This window comes from Trichocoleus sp. FACHB-591, assembly GCF_014695845.1.
Lineage (GTDB): Bacteria > Cyanobacteriota > Cyanobacteriia > FACHB-46 > FACHB-46 > Trichocoleus.
In genome coordinates this window covers 88,776-103,602 of the sequence record NZ_JACJPA010000096.1, presented here as the reverse complement: position 1 = coordinate 103,602, position 14,827 = coordinate 88,776, and the positions used below count along the sequence as shown (strand labels likewise).

The window sequence follows — 14,827 nt, the reverse complement described above, 5'->3', positions numbered from 1 at the left end:
CTCACTCTAGTGCTCACTTAGGTGCTCACTCATGCTCAGCATGGCGAAGTTGACTTGTGTCAGCGATCGCTAAAAGTTCAGAGGTTGCCGTTAAGAGTGAAACATCGCGTGTAGTTATAGAAAGCGGCGGGCACTCTACCAGTAGAACTAGTCACTTCACCAATTGCAATGGCTACTCAACCTAACTCCACCAATCTTGCTAAAGCGGACGACAATTCAGCTCCAGCTTTGTCTGCTCCGCCTCTTAATAGATTGAATCGCTTCTTTAGTGTGAGCGCCAAAATCAACTGTGGTTATGCCTTAGCGCTCAGTATTGCCGTGATTGGCACGACAGTCGGGCTAGTTCAGGGCCATCGCGCTTACGAGCAAGCTAGGCATCAAATGGATGTGGCGGATGATGAAGGTGGCATGTTGAGTAGTTTGCAAGGTGGCTTGCTAGAAATCCAGACCCATCAACGAGAGCTTGCCCTCCAAATCGCACAGCCGCAAGCTTTTCAACAAACGAATCAAGACTTGTTGGGTCATGTCAGCGGGGTTCAGGAGCTATTAGCTGAGCTGAGAGAATTTGCTCAGATTAACAACGATGTGAAATTGAGTGCTTTTCTACAGCAGTATGGCAATACGGTTGAGGCTTACACCCGCTACCTAGAAGCTCAAATTAGCCGCATCGATTTAGCGAATCTACCACCAGAAGAAATCCCCCGAGTCCAGCAGGTGCTCTCAGGTACAGTCGCGGCTCCAGAGACGATAGAGTTCCATCAGTTTATTCATGAACTGGCAGAATATGCCAGGACAGTGCGCCAAAAACAGACAGCGGCTGACGAGGAGCAAAGCCGTGCCACTGTCTTACAAGCCCAGATCATCCTGGCTAGTGTGGGATTATCCATTGCGATCGCGGCCATCCTGGCATTTCTGACCAGCCGCACCATTTCCCGTCCTATCGAATCCCTCACGCGCGTCACCCAGAAGATTACAGAAGAATCAAATTTCGACTTACAAGCGCCTGTGACCACGCGGGATGAAATTGGACTGCTAGCGGTTTCCTTTAACCAACTGGTGCAGCGTGTAAAGCAGTTGCTCGAAGAACAAGCTGCTGCCCTAGAGCGGGAACGGGAAATGCAGGAAGCCAAGCTCATTCAGAGCGAGAAGATGTCTAGTTTAGGGCGCATGCTGGCAGGAGTAGCCCATGAAATTAATAACCCCGTCAACTTTATCTATGGCAACTTGAGCCACGCTCACAACTACATGGAAGACTTGCTCAAGTTACTCCGCACCTACGAAACGGAAATTGCTGACCCACCGCCAGCCATTCAAGACCAAATTGAAGATATTGATTTAGATTTTTTGGCCGAAGATTTGCCAAAAGTTTTGGACTCAATGAAACTGGGAGCCGATCGCGCCCGCCAGATTGTTCTCAGCTTGAAGAACTTCTCTCGACTAGACGATACTGAAACACATCCAGTCAATCTGCACGATTGTCTCGACAGCACGCTCTTAATTCTCAACAACCGGATCAAAAAAGATCTTGTGGTGACGCGCAATTATGGCGATCTGCCTATGATAGAAGGATTTGCAGGTTTGCTCTACCAAGTGTTTATGAACTTGTTGAGCAATGCGATCGATGCCCTAGAAGAGAAGCCTGTTGAGCAGGGCAGTCGGCAAATCACGATTGTCACCCAGCGCTTAGACACCGACCGAGTGATGGTGAAAATTATCGACAACGGCATGGGCATGCCACCGGAAGTGCAAGCTCAGGTGTTTGATATGTTCTTTACTACCAAACCGCGAGGCGTGGGCACTGGCATGGGGCTGGCTATTAGCCACCAAATTATTGTTGAAAAGCACGGGGGGACGTTGGAATGCCACTCTACTGCTGGAGTCGGGACTGAGTTTGCGATCGCCCTACCCATCAAGTCCTCTCCGGTGGAAGCAACCGCATCTGTCTCTGCGCCCTCGGTCGCTCAGGTCTAAACTGAGTAAGAGCAAGGCTGTGACGGAACTGCGTCCCTTCAGTGACGAGAGTTAAACCCGCTTCCATTGTTTTCATGGATACACGCTCCTAGGGTTGCGATCGCCTCAGGCAAAGAAACTCAATTTTTTGTACAACTTTAGGTATATATCTTCAGGAACGAACGCCACACTCTCGCTATGCTTAAAGTATTAACCCTACAGAGTCTTTGAGCATGTCAGTTATCCCCGATTGCATCAGCACCCTGGAGTTGTCTAAGCTTTGGATTTATAAGGCTTTGAAAGAAATGGAAGCCGAAAGAGAGCAAGAGCAAGCAGAACTATCAGAGCCAGAGCAATCAGAGCAATCTGACAAAGAGAGTTAAGCTTTGTTAAGCAGATTCAGGGATTTCAGAGCAAGAAGTTAATCAACTAGCCCTCAGTAGGCTGTTGCAACTCTTGGGCTGTCTTCTTTCCTACCTTGAGCATTTCTTCCATATCAATCTGAGCGGCACATTCGTCAGTTTTCTCCACGAGGGCTTGTACCTCCTGATTAATTTCCGCAGCTTGTTGTTCAACATTTTTCTCGGTCATTTGGTGCCTCTAGACTTGGCTTCTGTAAACAATGGGACACGCCATATTTGCGTGTAACTCATAAATAAAGGAACTTGTTGTGCTAAAACCTCAGCTTTAGGGGGCAAATTGAGCTGTTCTTTGGCGATCGCGAGATCAAGCAATCGGTCCCAGGTGCGGGCACGCGCAGAGGCGAAGTGGAAGGTGATGTAGATGTCATCTCCGCTCAAGTTAATTGAAGCTTCTGACTATGTAAATTTATTTCTCTAATGGTAGTAAATAAAGAAACTGCCAATTATCTTGGCTAAAGATCTGAGGCGATCGAGATTTGCAGACAATTCCACTGAGTAAAAACTGTATGCAAACAGATAAGGTAATCGAAACCTACAATCAAGGAGCGGCTGATTATGATGCCATCATGCAGCGCTACTGGCACGTCGATCGCGAACCGCTGATTGCTTCCTTACAGTTGAGTTCGGGGCAGAGCGTCCTCGATGCCGCCGTGGGCACTGGGCTGAATCTCTCTGCATATCCTGCTGGAGTGCAGGTGTTAGGTGTAGATTTGTCGGAGCAGATGCTGGAGCTAGCTCGGCAAAAGTCGGTCAAGGCAGATGTCGCCCTCAAAATTATGGATTTACAAAATCTCGAATTTCCTAACGACAGCTTTGATGCAGCAGCATCTGGATTTACCCTCTGTGTCGTGGCAGATCCTGTGCGATCGCTGCAAGAGATTTTACGAGTGACGAAGCCTGGTGCCCTGATTGCGATTGTGGATTACTGCAAGTCGCGCGATCCTGAAGTCCAGAAATGGCAGGAGTTGATCTCTGATGCCAGTTCCCAGTTGGGCTTTCCCACTGGCAAAGTCAAGTGGAATGCTTTGATGGATTACGACCAATTGATTTATCACAACAATTTAGCGATCGAGGTTTTGGCTGACGATCGCATTGAAAGTGCTAATCCTTTTTCCTGTGGCTGTCAGCTGCTACTGAAAAATGCCAAAGGCTAAAAGTATGGTCAATTGCGTCAGTCTTTAAGCCACCTGCCAATGAATTCAAAACGATTGTAGGGATAGCTCTGGTGAGTGTCCTAAATAAGCAGTGGCAGGCACAAGACCTGCCCCTACAAAAATGGTATGGTTCTCGATCAACCTTGGGTGCGGTTGATGGCATGTAAGCCACACTCTTTGCTATTTGGGTCTTCCCACCACCAACGGCCTTCCCGCTCATGCTGGTTGGGGAGGACTGCGCGAGTGCAAGGCTCACAGCCAATGCTGATAAAGCCGCGCTCATGCAGAGGATTGTAGGGAAGCTCAAAGGCCCGGATGTACATCCAAACCTCTGCCGATGACCAGTTCGCCAAGGGGTTGAATTTAATCAATTGGCGTTCATCATTAGAGAAAGCGGTATCGACTTGAATCACTGGTACAGTTGCGCGAGTGGATGGGTTTTGATCTTTGCGCTGTCCGGTAATCCAAGCATCTAAGGTGCCTAGCTTCCGACGCAGAGGCGCAACCTTACGGATACCACAGCATTCTTTGTGCCCATCTTCATAGAAGCTGAAGAGACCTTTTTCTGTGACTAAAGCTTCTACTTGAGCGGTATCGGGATACATCATCTCAATGGTGATGCCGTAATGCTTTCTGACGCGATCGATAAACTGGTAGGTTTCGGAATGCAGACGACCTGTATCCAGGCTGAAAACTTTGATGTCTTTTTTGATTCTGTACGCCATGTCGATCAGGACAACATCTTCTGCGCCACTGAAAGAAATGGCAATGTTGTCGTATAGGCTCAAGGCGCGTTCCAGAATTTTTTGTGGGCTTTGAGTCGAAAGCTCTGTGTCGAGGCTAGGAATATTCAGTTCAGTCGGGGTCTGCTCGGTCAACTGCGCCATGATGTGTTCTTCCTAAAAGGGTGTTTGCTCCCCAGAAAAGGATCGTCTGATTGCATCAAACTATTCTATCAAGCCGTAGTCATTACCATGAGGCATGCTTTATCACTAGTACCTTTGGCCTAGTTCTTTAGGTTGTTAGGCGATCGCCTTCAGGCTACTGTTTTTCTGCCTTTGGTTTTCTAGCGCTGGTCAATTGGCTAATCCAGCCTACAGATTTGGTGGCGATCGCCTCGAAATAAGCTGCATGCAGCCAATCATCGACACTTTCGGCGGCATAAACTTTGGAGTAAGGTTCTTGGAAGAGGGTGATTAACCAGTTGGTCCGACGTAATTTGGGTTGATGCCCATCGAGGATCAGCAGTTGTCCACCTGGTTTCAGCAGACGAAAGCATTCTTGCAGAACTAATTGTGAAGCGTTGGGTGGCATTTCATGAAACATGAAAGCAACTGTGACTAAATCAAAAGTGCCTGCATCAAAGCCAGTATCTTCTGCTGAGGTATGCTGCCAGATAATGTTTAGCGCTGCTTGTTGCGCTTTGTAGTCTGCCATCACCAGCATGTAGGGGGACAAATCTAACCCAATTACCTCGGCTTGAGGAAAGGCTTGCTTGAGCATTAAAGTGGTTGAGCCTGTGCCGCAGCCTAAATCCAAAATTCTGGTAGGTTGACCTACGATCGCCTGGATCAATTGCTGCCGAATCCAAGTTTCACTGGGCGGAGAGGCAAAAGCGGTGACAGCATCGTAAGTAATGGCTGCGATCGCGTTGAGATAACCGCCTGTAATGCCGTGAAAGTTTTGGCTGCTGTAGTAGTGGGGATAGGTGAGGTTGGCTTGGCAAAAGCGATCGCTCTCCTGCTGCCAATCAATCGTTTCCAACCATTGCAGCTTATCGGCTCCAATCAAGGTGCTAAGGATCGGTTTTAATAAGAACTGCCCCAAGCTCTGAGCGAATTGCATGAATTTCAATGATGCCAAGAAAACTTTGTCTGCCTGGATCAAGGTTATCTCTATCGTTCTGATTACAGGGGCGATCGCTTTGGAATCCTGGAATTTTTATGCGGGATTAGCGAATATCCCTGTGCCCAGCAGCCTGAACATAGTGTTTGCGATTGAGCGCTTTGCGGTTGCGGTACATCTTGTAGAGGGAATTGTTGCGGCTGTTTTTGCATCTTCTCGGCAACAAAGACCGCTGCAATACGGGGTTTACACTTTTTTTGTTGGCACTGTAGGTTTGTTAGAACTGTTTACCAAAGTAGACCCAGAGTGACACGTTTGTTTATAGTCAGATGTCTCTTTAGACCTGCGTGTTAAGCTGCCAGCAGTAGTGCTTTAGGGGTTCGACAGGTATGAATACTCCCGAAAACCATCTCCCTTTCCAGGTAACAGAGAGCGTAACTCGTGGCGGTACTATCTTTGAACTTCTAGAGTATAAACCTTTGGCTGGGAGCGACTCTCTGGCGATCGCAGAACAGGTTTATTCGCTCAACCGGGCGGGAGTGCATCTGCGTCAACTCCGGGTTCGACTACAGAATGATGCGGTGCGAACTGAGCCAGGGGTGTTGCAGTTCCTCAAGGGCAACATTGAGATGGAAAGCTCAACGGGAGCAGGAGGAGGAGTTGGCGGGTTCATGAAAGGAGCGATCGCCGCAGCCCGCACCGGAGAAACGATCTTTAAGCCACTGTATCGAGGCACTGGTGAACTTTATTTAGAACCCAGTTTTGGACACTACTGGCTGATGCAGTTGAAGGGGCAAACTTTGTTTGCTGACCAAGGTTTATTCTGCTGCTGCGAAGATGCGATTAAAGTAGACGCCCACAAGGTTGAGAGTTTTTCGGCGCGAGTGGCAGGTGGTGAAGGACGCTACCAAACCAAGGTCAGCGGTACTGGAGTGGTTGTTTTTCGTATCCCCGTACCTCGCAGCGAAATCTTAGAGTTGACGTTGAATAATGAAACGCTCCAGGTAGATGGCTCCTTTGCGCTCCTCCGTACCGCCGAGGTGCATTTTAGTGTGGAGAAAGCTTCTACTTCTTTTTTGGGTGCCCTTACTAGCGGTGAAGGTCTCCTCCAAACGTTCCGAGGCACTGGCAAAGTGTGGATCGCCCCAACCCAACCTCTCTATGCCAGAATGGGTGGTTTGTTATCTACCTCCACTCCAATTACTTGAGCGGTAAGGTAGGGCGATCGCCTGTGTTGATTGATGTTGGCGATCGCTCTTTGCCTTAACTCGAACAGCATCTCACACTTGGTCTAATAGTTTTTAGACCGTTGTTCTACGAATGTCCTCTTGAGTCAGCATAATTAGCCATTCTGGGATCTAGTATGGACATAGCTTTTAGACAATTCAGTGATTCCGGCTGCTTTCTGCTCTTTGACCTAGAAGGCGGCTTTGAACCTGATCAAGAGTGGACTTACATACTAGATCACGTTCTCGATCCGTATGGAAAAACGTGCCTCAGCAGCTACTACGAAGCAGGGATGTGGCCCAAGATATGGTCCGAGGCGGTCTCCGAACTTCGGCGGACGTGCACCAACGCCGAATTCGCTCTCCTTCTCTGCGGGGAGGGCACGTTCTCGGTGCGGATCAAGGATGCTCCCCTTAATGAGCAAGAGCAAGCAGGACTTGTTCAGACCTTCGAAGAATCTCTTCACCTACCGAGCGGTCTCCTGGCATTCACCGAAGGGATGACCTTCTTCGAGAGCTATAACGACTTGCGGGAGGCGGTTTTTATTAAAGAAACGCTACCCAGCGGATGGTATACGCTTCGTATCCACCAGATGGCACAGCATCCTTCCGTGTCGTCCACTGTGGGGTTCTACGGGAATAGGGAGTGGCCTGCAATTATTCTCGAACTGTTTCCTACCGATCGCGAGCAGGTGCGAATTCCTGATGAGAGTGAACCGTTCCCGCGCTTGATGTTCCAAGACAGAGAAGCATCGCTATTCCAGCTTGGGGTGTACTGCTATGCTACAGTGACACAGATCGAGGAAGACCTAGTTACGATGCGGTTGCAAGAGACAGAGTCGATCTCTTGCGGTTCTGGGCAGATGCTGATTCCAGACAAGGGAACTATTGAAGTCGGTGATATTATCCGGGTGAGGCTGTTGGAAGATAGGCAGAACTTCTGGGTTGTAGAGTGGACGGGTGAGTTTCTAGACTGAAGGGCTTAACATCCGAAACCGTAACGGTCCAACAACGGCATGCAGCGGATGCGCACCTCAGCAATTATTTTATCTTAGGCAATCCGTACACACCGCTGATGCCGCTCGTTAGGAGTGAGGCGATCGCTTGTGTAAGAAGTGTGGTTGGCGATCGCTAACCAGAATCGTTAACCATCAACGATCCTTTTCGCTAGACCAATATGAGCAAAGAGCAAAAACCAGTTTCTGTTATCGCTGCGGAAGTACCTGAGCGAATTAGGCTAATCCGTTCATGGAGCGGACGTTAGTAATGGGGCGATCGCCTGTTACCAAACTGTTTCTAAATCCAGTACAAATCCAGGTAAGCATCTTCTCCATAGAGTTGATTGGGTGCTGCCAAAACTTCCACTGGTTCACTTGTTCGATAGATTTCAACCCTACGATTGTCCCGGTCAATCAGCCAACCCAATCTCACACCACTACACATATACTCCTGCATCTTGGCTTGAGTTTTCTCAAGGCTATCCGTGGGAGAGAGCAATTCCAGGACAAAATCTGGGGCAATGGGAGGAAACTTGCGCTGTTGTTCCGGGCTTAGAGTATTCCACCGCTCCAGCGTCACCCAAGCGACATCGGGCGATCGGTCTCCACCTTGAGGCAATTTGAAACAAGTGGAAGAATCGAAAACCTTACCTAGCCGAGTTTGTCGATTCCAAATCACAAAATCAGCATTAATTTCCGAGTTATAACTGCCCGTTTCTCCTCCCGTGGGTGCCATAACAATCAGTTCTCCAGCCATACTCCGCTCAAGCTTCACATCCGGATTTGCCTGACACAGCTCATAAAACTGCTCATCCGTAATGTGAATTACTGGCTCCAGACTGATTGTAAACACAGCCATCCGTAGAGAATCAAGGGAATGCTCTCAGTATAACTTTGGCTAAAGGGGCGGCGGGCGATCGCAAAGGCTATTGGCTCAATCGGGCTAAAATCCATCGTCAACGCTCTGGCTAAGGACAAAAACCCGATATCCTAGTGAAGGATTTTTTAGCTCAGATGCCGCAATCGCACGGTATTGCAAATTAGATAAAGATGGACGGCATTAATCAGAAAACCTACGCAGCGTTTAGCGTGGTGCAGCACTATGCCCAGTTAAAGCTGCTCCAACCTGCTGAAGAAACAATTCTGGAGCTTTTCCGCGATCGCTGGTCGAGCATGAAAATGCTTGATCTCGGCGTTGGCGGCGGGCGCACAACTCAACACTTTGCTCCATTAGCCGCAGAATATGTTGGCATCGATTACTCCGCTGAAATGGTAGCGGCTTGCCAAAAACGATTTGCAGCTTCTCCCGACCTCAGATTGGAAGTAGGGGATGCTAGAGATCTGAGCCGATTTGAAGATAACTCTTTCGACTTTATTCTGTTTAGTTTCAACGGAATTGATTTTGTTTCCCACAGCGATCGCTTAAAGGTTTTTCAAGAAATTCGTAGAGTTGGAAAACCCGGAGGATATTTCTTCTTCTCCAGCCACAATCTTCAGGGATTGGAACAAGAATTTGATTTGAGAAAACACCTGAGTCTTAACCCAGTTACAACCTATGTCAATCTGGTGATGTTTGCCATTCTGCGCCTGATTAATTATTCATTCACACTGGAGCAGTTAAAAGCTTCCAGTCATGTAATCGTGAGAGATGAGTCCCATAACTTTCGATTAAAGACTTATTACATCAGACCCGAAACACAAATTCAGCAGTTGGAATCTGACTTTAGTGGAGTTAAAGTTTACTCATGGAAAACTGGCCTGCCAATCACAAATGAAGAAGAGCTATGCTCAAATTCGGATATGTGGCTTTATTATTTGTGTGTCATTAAATAAGTAGCATCGGGCCTCACTACTCATCAGGCAACAAAATGATTACAGTTCAGCTAGAACCCGATGTTTCTCAACAAGACCGAATGACACTAGTGGAGCTAATTCGGCAGTTTAATCACCAGTTTTTTACTCCATCCGAGTGGCAGTCGATTGCTATTATGGCTAGAGATAACTCAGGAGTAATTGCTGGAGGAGCGCTAGGGGAAATTGGCTGTAGCTGGTTCTATATTAGAGTTCTTGTGGTTCGAGAAGATCTACGTCATCAAGGAATTGGTACTCGGCTCTTAGAAACGGCAGAACAAGTAGGACGAGAGCAAAACTGTGTTGGCATTCATTTAGAAACGTTAGATTTCCAGGCCAAGGAATTCTATGGACGTCTTGGATACAGCGTGTTTGGCGTGCAAGAAAACTATCCTAGAGGCTTTAATCGATACTTTATGCAGAAGCTATTTGAAGCTCCTTAGAAAGCATTAGTTCAAGCTGGGCGATCGCGTCTCTTACTTCTTTGGCTACATCTCATCCAAGCTGAGCCACAATTGAAACAATGTGATGATGCGATGGATATATGGCAAAGTCGCTACGGGCATCGAGTGAAGGATTGGCGATCGTAGATCGGGCACGGCAGCGTCGTGGTTGGACTAAAACCAGCACAGCTCGCTGGTGGCAAGACGCCAATACTTCTAGAGCCACCCTCCGCCGTTTTTGGCAAGGCGATCGCATTCAACCAGATATCTTTATTGCGCTCTGTCAAGCTGTAGGAATTAGCGACTGGGAAGCAATCGCAGAACCTCTAGAACTCTCTTCTCCACCTCCTATTTCCTCACTCCCCACTCCTCACCTAGACCTTGACGAAGCCCCCGATATCGAAGCTTTTTACGGACGACAGCCAGAACTCCAACAGTTAGAGCAATGGATTGTGAGCGATCGCTGTGAAATTGTGGCGATCGCAGGTCTGGGAGGCATTGGCAAAACGGTTCTAGCTCTAGCTTTGACAGAACGAGTTCAAACGGAGTTTAGCTTTGTAATTTGGCGATCGCTGCGATCTGCGCCTTCTTTTCACCACCTGCTAGACAGTATCCTTCAGCCGTTCGATCCAGCTATCCCCCAAACCTTTCAGCAGCGGGTCCACCAACTCATCCAGCAGCTCCAGCAACATCGCTGTCTACTTATTCTCGATGGGCTAGAAACTGTCTTGAAGCAGGAGAACACATATACTCTGTTTCTCCTCACCTATCTCCTACCTGCAACTCATCAAAGCTGTATCCTGCTGACTAGCCGAGAACGTTTAGCTGATTTGGAGGAAGTGTCGCGGCATAGAACCTCAGTACGCTGCATGACTTTGCCAGGTTTGCCGCATGCGGAAGCTGTGGAGCTATTAAAAGCAGGTGGCGTCACGGGCAATCAAATGGAGCTGTTAGCCCTAAGCCGCCTTTATAGTGGCAATCCTCTCGCCCTCAAAGTAGTGACACCAGTGATTCAATTTATTTTGGGTGGCAGCATCGCAGCCTTCCTCAACCAAAAGACCTTAGTTCTAGGCGATCGCCTGCGAGCTGTCCTCAATCAGCAACTCGACCAGCTTTCGGACTTGGAGCGAGAACTCGTCTACTGGCTGGCAATTTGGCAGGAACCGATCTCCTTCTGTCGCCTGCAAACTCATCTCCTGCATTCCCCTGACCTGTCTCTAGTGTTAGAAGCCTTGGCAAATCTAGAACGGCGCTCGCTTCTAGAAAAATGGTTTAGTACCAACGAACCTGCCTTTACCCTTCAGCCGCTAATCATGAAATTGGTTACAGAAGCGTTGATTGCACAAGCAACCCAGGAAGTTGAACAGGTCTTGCAAAGCCATGATGTTCGTGGGTTCAAACTGCTGAGAACTCATTGGCTGATGCGACCTGGGACGGACGATATTAAAGGCGATCGCATTTTGAGCCAGCTACGAGAAGAATTGTGGCGTATTTATGGTGCAGCCCTCCCATCCGTCTTGCAGCAAATTTTGCCACTTCTAAAAGAGCAATCTCCCCTCGTGATTGGTTACGTCGGTTGCAATATCATGGCCCTGCTGACACAGCTTAATTTAGACCCAACTCATTGATTAGTCGCTATTTCCGCAATGAGTGAGCGCTCGCATTCAATCCAATTTCTCGATAGATTATTTTTAAAGTTAAATGTAGCAATCAATACATTAACGCAAGTGCTAACTACCGATCTGAGAAATACCAAATTCAGTCAAACCAAGGCAACATACCCTACCTATGCAAGTACAAATAGTGCACCTAATGCTTCTAGAGCAAGCTTTATAGAAGCTGCAAGACTGCATTTCATCATAGCCGAAGCCTAAAAACAAACAGTTTTGAAGTTAGCTCAGCATAAAAATTGCTGGATCAATTTTGGACTAACTAATCTGTGATGAAGATCACAAGTTTAGATGATCTTGATCGCGCTTGTTTCAACCCACAACATACATACTTATGAATGACTCAACTCTAGCCGAGTCATCAACAGGGAACACACGACTGGCCGACAGAATCCATTGGAAGCTGTCGGTTTTTTATTGCTTTGGAATTGATGAATGGTTAGCGAATCGCACCCATCGTATTTTTCCAGGACAACTCCTTACACAGAATTTGCAGTGCCCGTTGGTCTGGTCCCGTAAAGAAATCACTTTTGATCAAAGCTTCTAAAACTTGATGGGTTAGTTGGGAAGCAAACGCACCACCCGCCCGCAAAAGATGGCTGTAGTATCGAAATTGTGGTCGGCCCTCTTGGCTAAGGTGAAAGCAATGAATTTCACTCTCAGTCATTTTATAGACGGGAGTATTGACTGGAACCACAATGCTGGGGATGCCATGCTGTCCATAAAGCCCGTCGTCTTGGCGCTCCATCGTGCCGATCAAGACAGTGCCCAGGAGAACGCGCGTTTCATTAATTAGATCGGGGGTAAAGATCGGGTCGGGTTCGCTCGAAAGCCGTGGCCCTGAATTGAGGAAGTTGGGGTTGAAGAGTTGCGAGTTGTAGATTAACCCGACAGCCCAGTGGCGCTTCTCGGTTTCAAGCTTGACAAAGCAACCAAAACCATAATCCTCTGGCCTCGGCGGCGCTTGCACGCCCATTTCGTCGTTGAGCTGTACCACGTAGTCGCAATGGGAATTGGATTTGACCACTTTGCCGAGTTGCATCTAGACTCTCCCCTTCTGCAAGACTGTTGTGAAAATGAAAATTTCCCCACAGTTCGCCGAAATTTCCGACCTTGTAAGCCAGAAACTTCCACCAACTGCGGGGAAGCCAATTTGCCAACTGAGAATCAAACTAAACGCGTACTAAAATTCACAAAAAACGTTAGATTCACAACCGTGCTGATATTGAAAACGGAGTTCAATGCTCAGGACATGGCTTGAATCAAGTAGTCGAAGTAAGGAGTCGCTTCCACAGCGTCTTCTTCACTGAGCAGCGCTAGAGAGGCCCGCTTTAAGCACCGGATGGATTCCACCATGCCAGGAACGGGAACACCTAGGGAGTTATACATTTCCCGCACGCCGATCAAGCCAATTTTTTCGATAGGTTCTTTGTCGCCATTTAGCACACCGTAGGTGACAAGGCGCAGATACCACCCGAAGTCACGTAGGCACAGGGCACGTTGGCGATCGCCGTAAGCATTACCACCTGGAGAGATGAAGTCGGGGCGCTTCTGCCACAGTTGCTTGCTGGCTTCTTGCACAATTTTTTTCTCATTTTCAGCGAGAGCGGCAGCAATACGCATCCGCTGGGCACCAGTCTTGAGAAATTCGCTGATGTTTCTGAGTTCACCAGAGCTGGGGTAGCGGAGTTCGTCGTCTGCTTGAAGAATGACTTGGCTAACTACACTCATAATTGTTGCGGTACTTAGGTATCACTTCGTAGTTTAGCGACTCTTGGGGACGCAAATAAAGCAAGGAGTCTCCCAATGTAAGGGATAGGCTCTGCCATGAAGAGCCTAACTTGTAGCTTTATGAGAAAGTAAAAAGTTTTGTAAATTTTAATGCTCTTACGGTGCAAAAGAGCAGCTTAGGTCTAAGTGAGCAATATAAGCCATGAGTCTGCAAGAGGGGCGATCGCTACACTGAGTAAATAGAACCAGCTAGATTGTGAGTCTCAGTATAGGAGTGACAAACGAGTGTTAGAAGCCGACCCAAAGACTATGAACACACTCTACGAAGCTGATTTCTATGCTTGGACGCAAGAGCAAGCCAAACTGCTGAGGGCGCAGCAGTGGGAACTGGTTGACGTGGCGAATTTGATCGAGGAAATTGAAACGTTGGGCAGGCAAGAACGACGGGAGCTAGTCAATCGTCTAAGCGTTCTACTGGGACATCTGCTGAAGTGGCAGTACCAGCCCGACCTTCAAGGAAGTAGCTGGCAGGCTACGATTCGGGAACAACGCCGCAAGATTAAAAGATTACTTGAGCAAAACCCCAGCCTGTCTTCCTATCTGGAGGAAGCTCTGCAAGAAGGGTATGAAGACGGCTTAGACTTGGCAGTTCGAGAAACTAATTTACCCTACGAAACTTTTCCTGAAGACTGCCCTTATCCACTGGAGCAGGCGTTAAGCGATGAATTTATGCTCAATGAGTAATGCCTATGGTAATTCTGGATTTGCGATCGCTACCAATTACAAATTGTTGTGAGCCAAGCTGATGATTAGTGTGCAGACAACGCTACCAACCGATATTTGGGTGCCAGCGACTTGGGAGGAGTATGAGCAGGCGATCGCGAGTCCTGACTATACGAAGGCTAAGGGCTACTATCACAATGGGCAAATGAGGATAGAAATGTCACCTGTAGGACCAAATCATGCAGATAGCAACGGCATTATTGCACTCTTGGTAAACTTGTTTGGGATTGCGAAAGGCGTACCAATGCGGGGGTTGGTGAATTGCTCCTACCGTAAGCGGGGAGTGCGAGAGTGTCAGCCTGATTTGTCCTACTACATTAGCGATCGCGCCTCACTATCGCCGCAAGGAAGTTCGGTGGTGGATTTGGACAGCACATCTGCTCCGGATTTAGCGATCGAAATTGCTGATACGTCTTTAGCTGATGATTTAGGCGTGAAGCGGCTGCTGTACGAAGATGTAGGTGTGGCGGAATATTGGGTGGTAGATGTGCAGCAAGCAAACATTACAGCTTTTAGAATTTTGCCTGAGCGTGCCAGCCAACGCATTGCTCAATCTCAGGTATTGCCAGGACTCGCGATCGCTCTCCTAGAAGAAGCACTACAGCGCAGTCGGCAAATGGATAATAGTCACGTGGGGGCGTGGTTTATGGCAGAAGCACAAAAACAGTAGCGATCGCGATCCTGCACTTTTACAATTCAAGTGGGTTGCACGCAACGGGGTTTCTACACGTCAAAATAGAAAGGTTGCTGCGAT

The 14,827-nt window shown here is 48.0% G+C and carries 19 protein-coding genes; 11 read left to right on the top strand and 8 right to left on the bottom strand.

Annotation, left to right across the window (positions count from 1 at the left end; genetic code table 11):
• The first annotated feature begins 168 nt into the window (after positions 1–168).
• Positions 169–1,971: a sensor histidine kinase gene (locus tag H6F90_RS18550; RefSeq protein WP_190553779.1), complete on the top strand. Its 1,803-nt coding sequence runs from the start codon at positions 169–171 to the stop codon at positions 1,969–1,971.
• A 212-nt stretch (positions 1,972–2,183) separates the two neighbouring features.
• Entirely contained in the window at positions 2,184–2,333 is a 150-nt protein-coding gene (locus H6F90_RS18545; RefSeq protein ID WP_190432275.1) for a hypothetical protein, read from the top strand.
• 46 nt (positions 2,334–2,379) lie between these two features.
• Here H6F90_RS18545 and H6F90_RS18540 read toward each other — a convergent pair whose 3' ends face one another.
• Both H6F90_RS18540 and H6F90_RS18535 read right to left on the bottom strand, forming a co-directional pair.
• On the bottom strand, positions 2,380–2,541 hold the full coding sequence (locus tag H6F90_RS18540; protein WP_190432277.1) for a hypothetical protein: 162 nt from the start codon (positions 2,539–2,541) through the stop codon (positions 2,380–2,382).
• Entirely contained in the window at positions 2,538–2,750 is a 213-nt protein-coding gene (locus H6F90_RS18535; RefSeq protein ID WP_190553778.1) for a hypothetical protein, read from the bottom strand. Before H6F90_RS18535 ends, H6F90_RS18540 begins: the two co-directional genes overlap by 4 nt.
• A gap of 128 nt (positions 2,751–2,878) precedes the next feature.
• Between H6F90_RS18535 and H6F90_RS18530 the strand changes: the two genes are divergently transcribed.
• Positions 2,879–3,526: a class I SAM-dependent methyltransferase gene (locus H6F90_RS18530; RefSeq protein ID WP_190553777.1), complete on the top strand. Its 648-nt coding sequence runs from the start codon at positions 2,879–2,881 to the stop codon at positions 3,524–3,526.
• A gap of 137 nt (positions 3,527–3,663) precedes the next feature.
• On the opposite strand, the gene H6F90_RS18525 is transcribed toward H6F90_RS18530, so the two are convergent.
• On the bottom strand, positions 3,664–4,413 hold the full coding sequence (locus tag H6F90_RS18525; protein ID WP_190432281.1) for a phosphoadenylyl-sulfate reductase: 750 nt from the start codon (positions 4,411–4,413) through the stop codon (positions 3,664–3,666).
• Between the two features lie 154 nt (positions 4,414–4,567).
• Positions 4,568–5,371, bottom strand: coding sequence for a class I SAM-dependent methyltransferase (locus tag H6F90_RS18520; protein ID WP_190553776.1), 804 nt, complete (start codon positions 5,369–5,371; stop codon positions 4,568–4,570).
• Here H6F90_RS18520 and H6F90_RS18515 point away from each other — a divergent pair.
• The 3 genes from H6F90_RS18515 (at position 5,370) to H6F90_RS18505 (ending at position 7,574) form a co-directional block, all read left to right on the top strand.
• Positions 5,370–5,681 (top strand): hypothetical protein, encoded by a 312-nt coding sequence (locus tag H6F90_RS18515; RefSeq protein WP_190432285.1) that lies wholly within the window; start codon positions 5,370–5,372, stop codon positions 5,679–5,681. The genes H6F90_RS18520 and H6F90_RS18515 overlap by 2 nt on opposite strands.
• A 79-nt stretch (positions 5,682–5,760) precedes the next feature.
• Positions 5,761–6,579, top strand: a complete 819-nt coding sequence (locus H6F90_RS18510; protein ID WP_190553775.1) for an AIM24 family protein — start codon at positions 5,761–5,763, stop codon at positions 6,577–6,579.
• A gap of 410 nt (positions 6,580–6,989) precedes the next feature.
• The gene (locus H6F90_RS18505; protein WP_190553774.1) at positions 6,990–7,574 is read left to right on the top strand and encodes a hypothetical protein; all 585 of its coding nucleotides are present in this window, start codon (positions 6,990–6,992) and stop codon (positions 7,572–7,574) included.
• Between the two features lie 319 nt (positions 7,575–7,893).
• Here the strand turns inward: H6F90_RS18505 and H6F90_RS18500 are convergent, their stop codons facing one another.
• Together H6F90_RS18500 and H6F90_RS31180 are read right to left on the bottom strand one after the other, a co-directional pair.
• The gene (locus tag H6F90_RS18500; RefSeq protein ID WP_370588047.1) at positions 7,894–8,448 is read right to left on the bottom strand and encodes a Uma2 family endonuclease; all 555 of its coding nucleotides are present in this window, start codon (positions 8,446–8,448) and stop codon (positions 7,894–7,896) included.
• Positions 8,421–8,549 carry a hypothetical protein gene (locus tag H6F90_RS31180; RefSeq protein ID WP_255525022.1) on the bottom strand — a complete coding sequence of 43 codons (129 nt, stop codon included), beginning with the start codon at positions 8,547–8,549 and terminating at the stop codon, positions 8,421–8,423. The genes H6F90_RS18500 and H6F90_RS31180 overlap by 28 nt, the downstream gene beginning before the upstream one ends.
• 96 nt (positions 8,550–8,645) lie before the next feature.
• Here H6F90_RS31180 and H6F90_RS18495 point away from each other — a divergent pair, with 96 nt between their 5' ends.
• The 3 genes from H6F90_RS18495 to H6F90_RS18485 all read left to right on the top strand — a co-directional run bounded on the left by H6F90_RS18495 (position 8,646) and on the right by H6F90_RS18485 (position 11,517).
• The gene (locus H6F90_RS18495; RefSeq protein ID WP_190553773.1) at positions 8,646–9,428 is read left to right on the top strand and encodes a class I SAM-dependent methyltransferase; all 783 of its coding nucleotides are present in this window, start codon (positions 8,646–8,648) and stop codon (positions 9,426–9,428) included.
• A gap of 35 nt (positions 9,429–9,463) precedes the next feature.
• Positions 9,464–9,889: an N-acetyltransferase gene (locus tag H6F90_RS18490; protein ID WP_190553772.1), complete on the top strand. Its 426-nt coding sequence runs from the start codon at positions 9,464–9,466 to the stop codon at positions 9,887–9,889.
• 101 nt (positions 9,890–9,990) lie between these two features.
• Positions 9,991–11,517 carry an ATP-binding protein gene (locus H6F90_RS18485; protein ID WP_190553771.1) on the top strand — a complete coding sequence of 509 codons (1,527 nt, stop codon included), beginning with the start codon at positions 9,991–9,993 and terminating at the stop codon, positions 11,515–11,517.
• 481 nt (positions 11,518–11,998) lie between these two features.
• Here H6F90_RS18485 and H6F90_RS18480 read toward each other — a convergent pair whose 3' ends face one another.
• Positions 11,999–12,601: a hypothetical protein gene (locus H6F90_RS18480; protein WP_190553770.1), complete on the bottom strand. Its 603-nt coding sequence runs from the start codon at positions 12,599–12,601 to the stop codon at positions 11,999–12,001.
• Positions 12,602–12,804: 203 nt separating this feature from the next.
• On the bottom strand, positions 12,805–13,290 hold the full coding sequence (locus tag H6F90_RS18475; protein ID WP_190432299.1) for an allophycocyanin subunit alpha-B: 486 nt from the start codon (positions 13,288–13,290) through the stop codon (positions 12,805–12,807).
• A gap of 309 nt (positions 13,291–13,599) precedes the next feature.
• Here H6F90_RS18475 and H6F90_RS18470 point away from each other — a divergent pair, with 309 nt between their 5' ends.
• Positions 13,600–14,034 carry a DUF29 domain-containing protein gene (locus H6F90_RS18470; RefSeq protein ID WP_190553769.1) on the top strand — a complete coding sequence of 145 codons (435 nt, stop codon included), beginning with the start codon at positions 13,600–13,602 and terminating at the stop codon, positions 14,032–14,034.
• Between the two features lie 61 nt (positions 14,035–14,095).
• The gene (locus tag H6F90_RS18465) at positions 14,096–14,743 is read left to right on the top strand and encodes a Uma2 family endonuclease (RefSeq protein WP_190553768.1); all 648 of its coding nucleotides are present in this window, start codon (positions 14,096–14,098) and stop codon (positions 14,741–14,743) included.
• Positions 14,744–14,827 lie beyond the last annotated feature (84 nt).